The organism is Candidatus Nanopelagicales bacterium, assembly GCA_037045355.1.
Classification (GTDB): Bacteria; Actinomycetota; Actinomycetes; order S36-B12.
In genome coordinates this window covers 42,275-56,324 of record JBAOHO010000008.1, presented here as the reverse complement: position 1 = coordinate 56,324, position 14,050 = coordinate 42,275, and the positions used below count along the sequence as shown (strand labels likewise).

The following is a 14,050-nucleotide window of genomic DNA, read 5'->3' as shown; positions in this document are numbered from 1 at the left end:
ACCTGTCACGCCGAATCTGACTCGCTCGACCTCAGAACCTATAGATTCCCTATGTGCCACAACGCGTGAGCAGATCACCAGAGCGTGACAGCAGTCACCCACCATCGCCCAGCCCTGCGTGTGGGTGCGCGGACTACATGAGCCCCAGCCAACTATGCGAACGTCACAAGCAAGATCGAGCACGCGTGTTGGCGCGGCGTCGGGCACGCAAGAAGCGCACGGGCAATCCCGAACCCGACCTTCACCTCACCCCCAGCGAAACACGAGAAACGCTCGCGGCGTTCAACCAGCTCCTCCGCGCCGAACGACAGTTCCGTGCCGAGCTGCAGGAACACGGGCGTCGCCCCGCGCCACTTGTGCAGGCGATCCTCGATGCAGCCAAACATCTCCGCACCACCCTCGAACCGGGCCTCGCGGAAGCGGAACACGAACACGTGGAAGCGCGACGAGGGAAGACCTACGGGCAAGCCTGAGCCGTATTCGCGGTCAGATACAAACGACTGTCAGACCACGCCGATAGCCTGAACAACCAGGAGTAGACCGACACGGGGAGAGACCAATGACCGAGACCGACTCAGTCCACCTTGCAGGCGGAGGTCGCTGAGTCATGTCGCGTCTCACCGAACTCATCCGTCAAGCCGCCGCCAAAGATCCACAACTGGGTGCCGATCTTGAAGCGGAGTACAAGCGCCTCTCTCAGCGACGGTCCTTTGGCTTGAACTTCGAGCGGCACGTGCCGGAAGCCGTCGAACTCCCCGGGCGACCCGTGCGAACCGGCGACAAGGTGCGCGTCCTCCCCGAACGCGGCAGCACCAAGCGCGGGGACAAGACGCTCTACCGCGTCACCAGGATCCGCAAGGACGAGTCAGGTGAACGCGTTGCCTCACTCACGCCCCATCTCGCAGATGGGGACGTCACCACCGTCGATCAGCTGGTCAGTGATCTGGTCGTGGTCGCCGAGTTCCAAGACCCCATTTACCCCGGGCTCCGGTCGACTGGACGAATTGAACGTGGAGGCGACAAGCCTTTCCACACGGTTATCAACGGTGAGAACTACCACGCCCTGGAAGCGCTTACCTATACGCATCGTGGCCGAGGTCGACGCGATCTACATCGACCCGCCCTACAACACGGGTGCGAAAGACTGGAAGTACAACAACGACTACGTAGACAGCGACGACCTCTACAGACACTCCAAGTGGTTGGCAATGATGGAGCGGCGCTTACTGGTTGCGAGAGAACTACTCAAGCCTGAGGATTCCGTGCTCGTCGTCACCATTGACGAGAAGGAGTATCTGCGACTCGGCCTGCTTCTGGAGCAGGTGTTCCCCGAGGGGCGGATACAAATGGTCAGCGTTGTAATCAACCATCGAGGTGTTGCCCGCAGCAACGAATTCACGCGCGTCGATGAGTACCTATTCTTCGTTTTCCTGGGGTCAAGTGGCCCCGCATGGGGTGCCGACGACCTCCTTTCTGCGGTAGAGGAGGTTCCGTCGACGGACGTTCGCTGGGAGCGTCTCATCAAGGGCAGCAATGGGGCACGGCGGATTGATCGCCCAAACTTGTTCTACCCCGTTTTCGTCGACCCCGTCGCTCGGCGTGTAGTGAAAGTTGGTGAACCTCTTCCACTGGGGACAAACCGTTCGGAGACACGAGATGAGCCAGGGCTCGATACGGTTTGGCCGCTCGGTCGGGATGGGTCAGAGAAGCGTTGGCAGGTAGCACCGGCCACCCTCCGCCGACTGCTTCAAGACGGTCAGGTTCGTGTCGGATCATCACAGCCTACTGACGGGCGTTGGAGCATCCAGTACTTGAACCAGGGGCAGCGAGATCGAATCGCGCGTGGGGAGATCGCTATCACTGGAAGAGACCAGAACGGTGTTCTGCAGCTACAGGTATTGAGTGCTCCGCTTCGCGCGGCCATGTCGGTCTGGCACCGCCCCGCCCACAACGCGGGGTACTACGGCTCGGGTCTAGTGCGCGCAATGTTGGGGGGGCGACGATTCCCGTTCCCCAAGTCCCTGTACGCGGTCGAGGACGCGGTGCGGTGCGCCGTCGGAGATAAGCCAGACGCCGTGGTACTCGACTTCTTCGCCGGATCAGGGACAACGACGCACGCCGTGATGCGTCTCAACCGACAGGATGGTGGAGCACGTCAGTCCATACTCGTCACCAACAACGAGGTGTCAGCTGAAGAGCAGGGCACCCTGCGGCAACAGGGTCTTCGCCCTGGCGACCCCAAGTGGGAAGAGCGCGGCATCTGCGACTACATCACCAAGCCCAGGATCGCAGCAGCTGTGACTGGGCTGAATCCAGACGGGGAATCGGTCAAGGGTGACTACAAGTTCACAGACGAGTTCCCAATGAGCGATGGCTTCGAGGAGAACGTCGAGTTCTTTACCCTCACCTACGAGTCGCCTCGTCGGGTCAGTCATAACCGGGACTTCTCGGCCATTGCGCCATTGTTGTGGCTGCGGGCTGGAGCCTTAGGTTCCCCAATAGAGTCCGTAGACGGTTATGCGGTCGCGGAGACCTACGGCGTCCTCGAAGACCTGGATCAGACTCAGCCGTTCCTAGATGAGGTTGTAGCGATCGAGTCGGTCCGACTGGTGTTTGTGGTGACGAACGATGATCGCCGATACCAGATGGTGTGCCGCCAACTGCCGAGCCACGTGGAGCCAGTGCGGCTGTATGAGTCGTATCTCAACAACTTCGAGATTGTCGGAAGGGTCTAGCCATGCAGGTGACCTTGAAGGACTACCAGACGGATGCGCTGGCGGGAGTGCTCACCAACCTGTCGAAGGGGGGTCGGCGCTGGCACGAAGACGACGAGCGCAGCGCCTTCTCGCTATCTGCGGTGACCGGGGCAGGTAAGACGGTCATCGCCGCCGCCGCCATTGAGGCGCTGTTCAAGGGCGACGATGACAACGACTTTCAGGCTGATCCCAGTGCTGTCGTGTTGTGGTTCTCCAGCGACCCCAGCCTGAACGAGCAGACCCGGTTCCGGCTCTTGGACGCCTGTGACCGTATCGGGCACTCCGACCTCGTAGTGGTCGGCAGCACCTTCAATGCCGAGAAGTTCTCACCCGGCAAGGTGTACTTCCTAAACACGCAGAAGCTGTCGAAGAAGTCGCTGCTTGTGCGTGGACACGAAGATCCTGACCCGAACACTTCGCCGCTGCCGGGGATGGAGGCAACACGACCCGACCTACGCGGCTACACCATCTGGGACACGATCCAGAACACAATTGAAGACCCGAACCTCACGCTGTATCTGGTCTTGGACGAAGCGCACAGGGGGTTGGGTAAGTCGAAGACAGACGATGAGGACAAGGACACCATCGTCAGTCGACTGATCAATGGCCACGGCTCAGTTCCCGGCATTCCCGTCGTATGGGGTATCTCCGCCACGGTTGCCCGGTTCGACGCAGCCATGAAGGCTGCTGCCGCCACATCGAACCGGACCACCCTCCCGAGTGTGGAAGTTGACCCAGACCGGGTGCAGGCTTCCGGGCTGCTTAAGGACGACATCGTGTTGGATATCCCCGCTGAATCGGGGCAGTTCGACACCGTCCTGCTGAAGCGGGCCACACGGAAGGTCATGGCGGCGACGAAGGATTGGCAGGACTACGCGGAAGAGCAAGGGGTCACCGAGCCGGTCGCTCCACTGCTGGTGCTTCAGTCTCCGAACAAGCCGTCAGATGAGTCCTTGAAGCGAGCCCTCGACACCATCGCCGAGGAGTGGCCAGAAATCACTTCGGAGCACGTTGCCCACGTGTTTGGAGAGCACGACACCAAGACCTTCGGTGGGTGGAACGTGCCCTACATCTCACCGGAGCTGGTGGAGGAATCCACCCACATCCGGGTACTGCTCGCTAAAGACGCCATCAGTACCGGATGGGACTGCCCCCGTGCTGAAGTTCTGGTGTCTTTCCGTCCAGCGAAGGATGAAACCCACATCACTCAGCTCCTCGGTCGGATGGTCCGCACGCCACTGGCGCGACGCATCCCGGGCAACGACAGGCTCAACTCTGTCGACTGCATTCTGCCGAATTTCGACCGCAAGACCGCCACCAAAGTCGTGAACCTGCTCATGTCCACCAGTGAGAACGGCGATGACCGGGGCGGCGGCACAGGCGGCGGTCGCGGGCGTCGTGTCCTGATCGACCCGCAAGACATGACCCCGAACTCTGCCGTCGAGGAAGCCGTCCTCGAATGCTTCGAGCAACTACCCACCGAGTCGCTCCCCAAGAAGGCCGCGAAACCCGTCAAACGGCTGACGGCACTGGCACAGGCTCTCGCCACCGATGGGCTGAAACCGGATGCAGGCAAGGAGGCGCACAAGGAACTCCACGCAGTTCTCGATGGCCTCTCCGTCCGCTACCAAGATCAAGTGAAGGAAGCGGTCGCAGATGTAGAAACAGCAGACGGTGAGGCCATCCAGGGCACTCGCGGCGGCACCATCACCTACTCCCCCTTCTCCGAGACAGCGGACGACCGCACCATCGAAGACGCCTACCGTGCGGCAGGACGCGCTTTCACCCCCGACCTCACCCGCACTTACGCCGAACACCTCGCCCCCGACGAGGAAGACGACGACGCACTACGTGACGCCCACGTGAAGATCGCCGCACTCGCACTCGTTCCGGAAATCAAGGAAGCGCTGGACCGGGAAGCCGATGCGTTGGCGAAGAAGTGGTTCAACGAGCAACGCGTCGCCATCAAAGGACTATCGGATGACCGGCAATCGCTCTACAACGAGATCCAAGCCATGTCGACTGAACCGCAACGAATCCAACTTACTCGGCCACTGTTACGACAAGAGGAGACCAAGCATCGAGACAACGCTGGCGCTGAAACCGACCTGCCCACCCGTCCCCAGCATCTCTTGAGCGATGAGGAGGGCAACTACCCGATTGGTGGTCTGAACCAGTGGGAGACCAGCGTCCTTGACCGGGAACTTGCCTTCCCCAACGCCTCAGGCTGGTATCGCAACCCTGCGCGCGTCAGTGACGACTCACTCGCCATCACATATCAGGACGCGTCCGGGGGATGGAAGACGATGCGTCCCGACTTCATCTTCTTCAACACACAGGAAGACGGTTCGGTCGTGGCAAGCATCATCGACCCTCACGGGCACCACCTCTCCGACGCTGTCCCGAAACTCCGTGGGCTCGCTAACTATGCGGACACCTATGGCAGCGAACTGCACCGTGTCGAGGCCATCGCGGAAGTCGACGGCACCCTCCGAGTTCTCGACCTGAAGAAAGACTCGGTGCGCAAAGCCGTCGCCTCTGCGAAGGACGCAAAGACCCTCTACAGCAGCGACCTCGCCGCTGACTACTGACGGTCGCGGAATGGGTAAACAGTCTCGACGCGCATCCCGTCGGAACCGACCGAGTCGTGGAAGGACACGAATTACCGTTGGGCCCCGAGACGAGCTCAAGATAACCGTGCTGACGAGCCCTTCGACTGAAGTCGGGGGAGTCTCCCTGAATGAAGACGTACGTCTGGTGCGATCCGCGCTGCTCTACGCTGACAGCGTTGAGTTGGTCTCGCCGGGAGCCCTTCTACTCGCCGGGATGGCAGTTGAGGCCCAACGCGGCCCCGGGTTCCTTCTAGATCTTCTAGATGGGCTGGATGATGGAACCCTGAAACAACTCGGCTTGTCAGACGACCCGACTCAGATGCGCGACCTACTCGCGCTGCACAAATCCTACGGGGCGATGTCCCGCGCCGAGCGGCGTCGGCGACTTGACCCAGCTGAGGATAGGCAGTTGCGAGCGCTGATGCGTGAAGTGGATTCATTGCTTGGTCCGAGCTCGCAGGACTTCGCAACCACCGTTAACCGGCTCTGGGACGAGGCCGGGGCCAGTGACTTGAGCGCTGCCGCAGAAGCCGGACTGCTGACGATCTCGTCTGACGCGTTCAACCTGCATACATCGGGTGACGCGATGGCCGAGTACGTCGAGACAATTCAATGCCTCCTTCAGGACCCCAAGGCACATCTAATGTTCGATCAGCAGGTGTCCGCTTTGGTCACCGCCCTCATGCGAGAGACCGGCACCGGACTGCACCCACTCACTCAGTCGCACGCCGCGCAGGCTGCGACCGGAGCAGGACTGATTGAGCGACTCCCGGCTTTTCCTGATGCGCCGATGGAGCTCATTCTTGAAGCACGGGACAATCTCGCTGAAGCGCTGGGTCCGTACCGGAAAGCAGTTGTCAGGCTCGCTGCATCACTCGCAACAGCTCCGCCTGACCCGGCCTACGAGGTCGTACTGTCTGACCTGTGGCGAAACGAAGTGCAACCTGCCCTGTCAGACCTTCAGGGCGGTCTGCGATCCTCCTCCATCCTGCGAGCGGCGGCAACCAGTCTGGCTTCGAGTCCAGATGCGGTTGCTAAGGCGACCGTCGGAGCTGGGCTGCTCTTTGGCGTTACTACCGTTGCGGACATCAACTCTTGGGCGCAGTTGGCAATGACCTCAGCACCGCTGGTAGTGGCCACTGCCGCCCAGGCCTTGAAGGACCGGTCAGAGGAGCGGCGCAATCAAGAGGGGCGTGAGCTCTTCTACCTCTTGGATGTCGAGGAAGCCCTGAGGCATTAGTGTCGAGTGACAGGATTGTTTGCACCACGAGTTCCCGATTCTCCGCGTGTTTGACACGTTGTTTGCACCAGTCGACGTGCTGGTTTTGACACGCTAGTTTGCACCACACACGCATGAGATTTGATCTTCCAGTTGCTGTACTGGTTCCTCCGGTACCGTTGCCGCGTGTCCCCCTATTCCTCGCAGACCGCACAGAACATCGTTGCTGCAGCCGCACACATGTCGTCGCACGCGGCAGGGTCTCGGGTCAAACTTGATGAAGCCATTGAGAACGCTATGCCCTCGCTGACTCAATCTGAGGTCGCAATCGTGGCGGAGATCGCCATCATCGCGGCGCGATCAATTCAGAATGGCAGTGTGGGGCTCGACCCTGGCAGTGGAAAAGTGGATGTTGAGATTGCCCTCCCCATCCTCGCGCAAGTCAACCCACTGGGGGATGACCCTGCCGGTGCTCTGGATTGAGATAACACCTGAGCAAGTCGATGAAATCGTCGCGGTTCTGTTGTCCAGGCTCCCAGTTGTGTCGGATTGCTTCCCAAAGGTAGATCAGGCGACCGCTCTCAGTCAGAACCTCTAGCACCGAGTGCTTCAGACCCTGCAGCGTGTGCGTCGCCACGATGACTGTGCCTGAGAGCCACTCAACCGCAGGGAGATTCACCGCCCACCCTGACAACGTCTTGGCCACGTATTGGGGGGACTGACCCGGGGCAGCTACGACTAGCCGATTGCGTCCCGACCAACTGAGAAGCGGACAGTAGGCATCATTGAGTTGAACGACATGCTCCCCCGCCGCATGGTGATCAGACACTGCAGAGTTCACGAGCGTGGCGTTTCCGCAGTAGACCAGTAACAGTGATTCACTCGACGACATGGCAGCACTCCTTCCCGCGCTCCTGCTATCGGCGGGGTACAACTTCGGTTTGCGCCATCACATCTGATCCTTGTCGGGATATGAGGTCGTGGGTCCAGGCGAGCGCATAGGATGCGTGCGATTCGGAGATCGGGGGGCGATGGACAGCAGCACAATCGAGGCAACTGCCGTTGTTCTCGCTCTTCTCTTGTCCGCCTACCAGACCAGCCGTCTTGTGACGGAGTCACGGGCCCGGTCAAAGCGATGCTGCACTCGGTCTACGACCAGCCCGACGCCCCCGCGGTCCACGCCCAGTTCGACCGGCTCATGGACTACGTCACCGAGAAACTGCCCGACGTCGCCGAGCACCTCGACACCGCCCGCGCCGACATCCTGGCCTTCACCGCGTTCCCCAAGGACGTGTGGACCCAGATCTGGTCCAACAACCCCACCGAGCGGTTGAACCGGGAAATCCGGCGTCGCACCGACGCCGTGGGGATCTTCCCCAACCGCGACGCGATCGTGCGCCTCGTCGGCGCCGTGCTGGCCGAACAGACCGACGAATGGGCCGAAGGCCGCCGCTACCTCGGCCTCGACGTCCTAGCCCGCTGCCGCATGAACCTCGTGCCCACCACGGAACCAGAGATCGGAGCAGACGACCTACCCGCACTCACCGCCTGAACCCGAAGAAGGAACACGCAGCGCTACACCACTACCCGAGGCTTGACCACGGCTCTCGACTCCACGTAGAACGGATTCGTAGTCCATCGCAGTACACAAGCGGGAGTCAGTGTTCGTGAACGTCCGTTGGGGGGAGCTGCGTCATGGCGCAATCTCTCGTCGTGTCAATCGACATCCCCTAAGGGCAGTCCTTCGGTGGCTGCCGCTAGATCTTGACGCAATGTCCTCTGTCAAGCGACGCAACGGTGACGCAAAGTGCGTGTCAATCCGCAATCTTTCGTGTCAATCGACAATTAGCGACCCTGCCGTTCGTCGCCATTTGCGGAATTTCCGTCGAGAGCTCGCTTAACGAATGGTTCAGATACGAGGGATTCCGGGTTTTCAACGTGTCCCAGAGGCCCGGGGACACGTACAAAACCGTGTTGATAAATCCCGATAGCTAGTTGCTGGGGCGAGCCTACCGGGCGAAGGACAGCGGTTGAACATCCTGGACTCACCTCGCGGACACCTATCGGCGGTGCGAAGGGGTCACAGAGTCGAATTCGCGGGTTCGACCAACACGAGTACCCCGACGGAAGACCGCGGGGTGCGAAAGCGAGACACTGCTACGTCGTGAAGTCGAGAGCATTCGGACCACCCTGTCGCCGGGCGGTGAACGCGAGGGCGATCGAGTTGTTCGCGACCATGTAGCCGAGCATGAACAAGTCCTGGCGTACCCGACCGTAGGCGGGGAGGCGGGGCATTGTTCGTTTCATCTTGCGTGGAACGACTCGCTTGTGTTGCGACGGCCGTAGAGGTAGTCGAACTGTGGTGAGCCGACCGGGTAGAACCTGGCGAGGTCTGCACGGGACTGGTTCTTCACATCGGCACGTCCGGGTTGGTCGAGTCGTATGAGGACGTTGAGGTTGCCACGGCGGCACTCGATAAGTGAATCGCCCCGGCAAGTCCGGAGACTCTGGGATGTCCCGGGTTGCGTGCAGTCGAGATCGGTGGATTTCTCATGCCACTGTGTTGTCGTACTCGCGTTCGAACTCTACTGGGGATCGCATGCCGAGTTGGCTGTGACGGCGGCGGCGGTTGTGCCAGACCTCGATGTAGTCGAAGATCGCGTTGGCCAGTTCGACGCGCGTCTTCCAGGTGCGTCGGTCGAGTAGTTCAACCTGCATGCGCGACCAGAATGCTTCGATCATGGAGTTGTCGTAGCAGTCGCCCACGCTGCCCATCGACGGCACCAGCCCAGATGCCTTGGCCCGGTCGGTGAAGGCCCAGGATGCAAATGGCGTGCCTTGATCCGAGTGGATGATCGGCTTGCCGCTGCCAGGCCTCGTGAGCCGGGAGTCGATGGCCATGCCCAAGGCGTTGGTGACCAAGGCCGCGGTGGGTGAGGCGTCGATCGACCACCCGACGGCCTTACGGGAGAACGTGTCCAGCACCACGCAGCAGTACACCTTGCCTTCGCGGGTGCGGTGCTCGGTGATGTCGGTCACCCACAACTGGTTGGGATGGGCACGGTGGAACTGGCGTTGGACCAAGTCGCTGGCGATGTTGTCGGGCTTGATCCGCTTCCAGCGCGGTCGCCCCGCCACCCCTGCCAAGCCGGCGCGGCGCATCAGCAGCTCGACCTGCCCGTGGCCCACCTGAATACCCAGACCGATCGTGAGCTCGGCATGGATGCGGCGCGCGCCGTAGATACCACGCGATTGCTCGTGTACTTCGGTGATGACATCGGTCAGCCAGGCATGCCGGGTGCGGCGCTGCGAGGGAGCGCGCCGCCGTCGGGCGTAGTAGCCAGACTCCGAAATCTGCAGCACGCGGCAGGCCAGCTGTACGGACATCCCTTCCGCGGCCATCACTTCGACGACCGCGTACCTCCTTTTGGGTTGGCGTCTTGCCGCAGCAGTTCCACCGCCCGCCGCGTGACCGCCAGTTCCTTCTGCAACGCGGCGATCTGTTGGCGAGCGGCCGCCAGCTCCGCCTTCTCATGGCTGGTCACCCCGGGCACCAGACCGCGGTCGATGCGATCTTGCCGCCGCCACGCATATACCGATTGGGCGCTGATGCCCAGATCCTCAGCAACCTGGACGACCGGTCGCCCCGACTCCACCAAGTCCACGACCTTGCGTCGAAACTCCGGTGGATACCCTCGCCTGCCCATCCTGACCTCCTGCCTCAGACATCAGAATCCAGCAATTCCCACTGCACGGGGACCGGGGCAGACCATGAGCCGATTCTGTGAGCGGCAGGGCATCAGCCGATCGGTGTTCTACAAGATCCGTCGCCAGGCACTGGAGCAAGGCCCGGTCAGTGCCACCGAGCCAGGATCACGTCGGCCCCACAACAGCCCGAGTCGCACCGATCCGGAGGTGATCGACTATGCACTGGCGGTACGGGCGTGGCTGGTGGAGCAGGGCCTGGATGCCGGGCCCTTGTCGGTGTGCGCCAGGATGCAGCGCCAGGGCCTCAACCCGCCGTCTCGAGCCACGCTGGCCAGAGCATTCGCCGCGGCCGGGGTCTCCAAGCCCGAGCCGCGTAAGCGACCCAGGGCAGCTAACCGACGGTTCGTCTACCCGGCACCGAACTGTTGCTGGCAGATCGACGCATTCGCCTGGTCGCTGGCTGACGGGACCACGGTTGCGATCCATCAGGTCGTCGACGACAACACCCGCGTGGCGTTGTCGACCCTGGTCGCCGAGGGTGAGACCGCCCAAGCCGCTGTGAAGGTCGTCGCGACCGCGATCCGCCGCTGGGGTGTGCCGCAGCGGCTGCTGTCGGACAATGGGCTGGCGTTCAACCCCACCCGTGGAGGATTCACCGGCAAGCTCGTCGACTACTTGGTCGACCTGGGCGTCAAGCCCATCACCGGCAAGCCGGACCGACCCACGACACAGGGCAAGAACGAGCGGTTCCATCAGACCTTGCAGAAGTGGCTGAACGCGCGTCCACCGGCCGCGACGATCTCCGCCCTGCAGCTCGTCGTCGACGAGTTCGACGTGTACTACAACCATGAGCGCGTCCACCAGGCCCTGGATGGCAAGACGCCGATGGAGGCCTGGCAGTCCAGCGAACCTGCGCCGGAGCCGACTCCTGAGCCCCGCATGCCGCAGATACCACCCTCGGCACGGCCGCAAGCGCACCGCCCCGACGCCGAACCACCGTCGAAGATCAGAACTCCACTGGCCCTGCACCCCAGCGCAGGCAGCGTCGACCTGAAGGTCAAGCCCAACGGGCAGGTCAAGGCGCTCAGCTGCATGTTCTATGTGGCCACCAGCCGCACCGGTCAGACCGTACACGTCCTGTGGAGCGACACGATCCTTGAGATCTTCGCCGACGACGGCGAGCACATCATCAGCTACCCGCGCCCGACCACGACTGGGATCTACCACGGGCCCCGCACCCCGACCGGCACCCCCATGAAGGGCGCTGGCCACAACCCATCGGCAGGCCTTACCGGCACTGCAGTCCGCACCGTGTCAAAGGGCGGCTACGTCGGCGTCCTCGCCAACAAGTTCTACGCCGGCTACAAGCGCAAAGGCGAACAGGTCACCATCACCTGGAACGCCGCCACGGTCACGATCAGCAACACCCACGGCGCGACCATCGCCCAATACCCCAAGCCCGACCGCCGCCGCGGCTGGCACGGACCGTCCACGAAGCCCTGAGACATCCAAGCGTCCACGATGACTTGAGACACATGTGTGCACGATCTCCCGAGACATCACATTCAGACCACGACTACACCCTGCATTGCGAAGAGCCATGAATCCCACTCAGTTGAGACGACTCGGTTGCTGATAGCTATCTGTGACACAACCGTACTGACTGTGGTACGGTTGTGCCACACAGTGAGTCGCATAGGGCGATACCGTACCGTAATCGGTACACTTTAGGCAGGAGGTTGAAGGATGACTTATCGAGAACAACTCCGCTGGCTCGCATTTGACAACCACGGCATCGTGACAACCAAGCAAGCAGCGGCAGCCAACATTCCAGCGGTCGAGGTGCGCAAACTCGCCGCTCGAGGAGCCCTCACTCGCCTCGGGCACGGCGTATACCGCATGGAAGAGGCGCCGGTGACGCCGCGAACCCATTACGCCGAGGCACTGGCTCTCGTTGGGGAAGGCGCCGCTCTTGCTGACGAGTCCGTATTGGACGTTCATGGCCTCGCGCTCGTGAATCCTCGTGCCGTGCAAGTTACTGTTGGTCGACGGGTTCGCGCGAAGTTGCCCGACACGGTAGACCTTGTCCACCATGCGCCCCTTGAACATCTTGAATATGTTGATGGGTTACCAACAATGCCCTTACGGGATGCGCTGTTGGCTTGCCGTGGGCGTGTGATGCGTGAACGCCTCATTGAGGCCACCCGGGAGGCCGCGGCAAGCGGTGACCTGGACCCGTCCGACGCAGACGATGTGTTGCATCAGCTTTCTGGAGCCACAGCATGACTTCCGACCCAGGCGGCCTGGCTGTGCTTGAACGCCGCATTTCCGCATACGCGCGCGAGACGCAGCAAAGCGCGGGGCCTGTCCGCGTCACGGTCGCGCAAGTGGTAGTAGCCCAAGCGCTACCTTCGGCCCTCGTCAAGGGTGGAAGTGGCATGAAATTTCGACTCGGCACAAAGTTCACCCGTGGCTCCAAGGACCTAGACGTCGCTTGGCGGGAAGAACAAGAGGAGTTCGCCACGCAGATGCGATCGGCGTTGGAATCCGGATGGGGTCCGTTTCGAGGGCAGTTGGTCGCCAAGTCCCAGCGTCCGCATCCCGGCGTTCCTGACTCGTACATCATGCAGCCCTACGTCGTGCGACTGACTGCGTACCGAAAATCATTCGCCACAGTTGTTCTCGAGGTTGGCTACGATGATCTCGGCGCAACAACTGACGGCTCCGGAGAAACGATTCTCTCCTCAGACATAACAGCGATGTTCACGGCGCTTGGCTTGCCCGAGCCGACTCCGGTCGCAATCCTTGCAGTTCACCATCAGATCGCCCAGAAGATCCACGCCTGTACGGAACCGGGAAGTGAGAGGGCACACGATCTTGTCGACCTCCAACTGCTTTGGCCAACAGAGGACTCCGACAAGGAGCTCGTCGCACAAACTACGCGGCGTCTGTTTGCCTTTCGCCGAGGCCATGTGTTCCCTGGCAAGTGCCGCGTAGGTCCAACTTGGAGCAGCGCCTACAGCGAAGCTGCTCGTGGCCTCGCCGTGGAAGCCGACGTGAACGTCGCAGCGGAATGGCTAAATGGGCGTCTGGCCGAAATGGCGATCTAACCAAGCGCTGCGATGTCATGAAGGGACTCTCCGTCTTGGGTGTTGCGTGTGGCGGACGTCAGCTCGACGCCGATCGGTGGCGGTCACGGTCTGCCAACGATGCCCGCAACCCACAGCTTGGTGGTTCCGTCTGTCGGATCCAGCGGATATGCACGTCTGGACCCGGTCTTGGGATCACCACACACGCGCAGGCGCTCTTCCCGAAGCCATCCAGTGAATCCCCCCGCCGTGTCCGGAGACTTCCTGGTTTGAGACTCCAGCGGTGGCTGGGGTCTGGTGGTGAGCGTGGTAGGCCTGCTCCGCTTGTTGCGGTGTGAGATCTTGGCAGTACTCGTGGGGCCGGCGGTGGTTGTACCAGTCGACCATTCCGCGGTGGCGATCTCGAGATCGTCCAGCCCCTTCCAGGGCCGCTGCGGTTTGATCAATTCGGTTGTACGTAGCCCGATCACGGTCTCGGCTAGGGCGTTGTCGAACGACGATCCGACCGCACCGGGCCGATCGTGTCGCGTTGTTCAGGTAGCGGATGGTTCGCCGCACCGGCTCCGTCACCCGCTGCGCGACGACCACGCACAGGAAAGCGCCTTGCCACGTAGGCGGGCGCAGACGCGACCCAGCCTCTTCGTCGTCGCATCGGCCTTTCCGTCG

General features: G+C 61.7%; 9 protein-coding genes and 3 pseudogenes. 8 read left to right on the top strand and 4 right to left on the bottom strand.

The features are described 5' to 3' along the window. Positions 1–152: 152 nt before the first annotated feature. Positions 153–434: a hypothetical protein gene (locus V9E98_01185; protein ID MEI2715605.1), complete on the bottom strand. Its 282-nt coding sequence runs from the start codon at positions 432–434 to the stop codon at positions 153–155. Between the two features lie 654 nt (positions 435–1,088). On the opposite strand from V9E98_01185, the gene V9E98_01180 reads away from it, so the two are divergent. The 5 genes and pseudogenes from V9E98_01180 (at position 1,089) to V9E98_01160 (ending at position 8,139) form a co-directional block, all read left to right on the top strand. Then, complete coding sequence (locus V9E98_01180; GenBank protein MEI2715604.1) at positions 1,089–2,735, top strand: DNA methyltransferase; 1,647 nt, start codon at positions 1,089–1,091, stop codon at positions 2,733–2,735. A gap of 2 nt (positions 2,736–2,737) precedes the next feature. After that, positions 2,738–5,347: a DEAD/DEAH box helicase family protein gene (locus tag V9E98_01175; protein ID MEI2715603.1), complete on the top strand. Its 2,610-nt coding sequence runs from the start codon at positions 2,738–2,740 to the stop codon at positions 5,345–5,347. 235 nt (positions 5,348–5,582) lie between these two features. Next, on the top strand, positions 5,583–6,608 hold the full coding sequence (locus V9E98_01170) for a hypothetical protein (GenBank protein ID MEI2715602.1): 1,026 nt from the start codon (positions 5,583–5,585) through the stop codon (positions 6,606–6,608). Positions 6,609–6,773: 165 nt separating this feature from the next. After that, positions 6,774–7,070 carry a hypothetical protein gene (locus V9E98_01165; GenBank protein MEI2715601.1) on the top strand — a complete coding sequence of 99 codons (297 nt, stop codon included), beginning with the start codon at positions 6,774–6,776 and terminating at the stop codon, positions 7,068–7,070. 643 nt (positions 7,071–7,713) lie between these two features. Then, positions 7,714–8,139: pseudogene (locus V9E98_01160) on the top strand (transposase). A 605-nt stretch (positions 8,140–8,744) separates the two neighbouring features. Here V9E98_01160 and V9E98_01155 read toward each other — a convergent pair. Together V9E98_01155 and V9E98_01150 are read right to left on the bottom strand one after the other, a co-directional pair. Next, positions 8,745–8,882: a hypothetical protein gene (locus V9E98_01155; GenBank protein MEI2715600.1), complete on the bottom strand. Its 138-nt coding sequence runs from the start codon at positions 8,880–8,882 to the stop codon at positions 8,745–8,747. Between the two features lie 255 nt (positions 8,883–9,137). Further along, positions 9,138–10,294: pseudogene (locus tag V9E98_01150) on the bottom strand (IS3 family transposase). Positions 10,295–10,358: 64 nt separating this feature from the next. On the opposite strand from V9E98_01150, the gene V9E98_01145 reads away from it, so the two are divergent. The 3 genes from V9E98_01145 to V9E98_01135 all read left to right on the top strand — a co-directional run bounded on the left by V9E98_01145 (position 10,359) and on the right by V9E98_01135 (position 13,405). After that, a complete protein-coding gene (locus V9E98_01145) occupies positions 10,359–11,798 on the top strand; it encodes an integrase core domain-containing protein (GenBank protein ID MEI2715599.1) in 1,440 nt (479 codons plus the stop codon). A gap of 243 nt (positions 11,799–12,041) precedes the next feature. Next, a complete protein-coding gene (locus tag V9E98_01140) occupies positions 12,042–12,581 on the top strand; it encodes a type IV toxin-antitoxin system AbiEi family antitoxin domain-containing protein (GenBank protein MEI2715598.1) in 540 nt (179 codons plus the stop codon). Further along, positions 12,578–13,405, top strand: coding sequence for a nucleotidyl transferase AbiEii/AbiGii toxin family protein (locus V9E98_01135; protein MEI2715597.1), 828 nt, complete (start codon positions 12,578–12,580; stop codon positions 13,403–13,405). Before V9E98_01140 ends, V9E98_01135 begins: the two co-directional genes overlap by 4 nt. Positions 13,406–13,669: 264 nt before the next feature. On the opposite strand, the pseudogene V9E98_01130 reads toward V9E98_01135, so the two are convergent. Continuing rightward, a pseudogene (locus V9E98_01130) lies at positions 13,670–13,896 on the bottom strand (integrase core domain-containing protein). Between the last annotated feature and the right edge of the window lie 154 nt (positions 13,897–14,050).

Coding starts and splice junctions, on each gene's coding strand:
- V9E98_01175 (MEI2715603.1), top strand. CDS start 2,738: ATGCAGGTGACCTTGAAGGACTACCAGACGGATGCGCTGGCGGGAGTG.
- V9E98_01170 (MEI2715602.1), top strand. CDS start 5,583: ATGGCAGTTGAGGCCCAACGCGGCCCCGGGTTCCTTCTAGATCTTCTA.
- V9E98_01155 (MEI2715600.1), bottom strand. CDS start 8,882: ATGCCCCGCCTCCCCGCCTACGGTCGGGTACGCCAGGACTTGTTCATG.
- V9E98_01145 (MEI2715599.1), top strand. CDS start 10,359: ATGAGCCGATTCTGTGAGCGGCAGGGCATCAGCCGATCGGTGTTCTAC.
- V9E98_01140 (MEI2715598.1), top strand. CDS start 12,042: ATGACTTATCGAGAACAACTCCGCTGGCTCGCATTTGACAACCACGGC.
- V9E98_01135 (MEI2715597.1), top strand. CDS start 12,578: ATGACTTCCGACCCAGGCGGCCTGGCTGTGCTTGAACGCCGCATTTCC.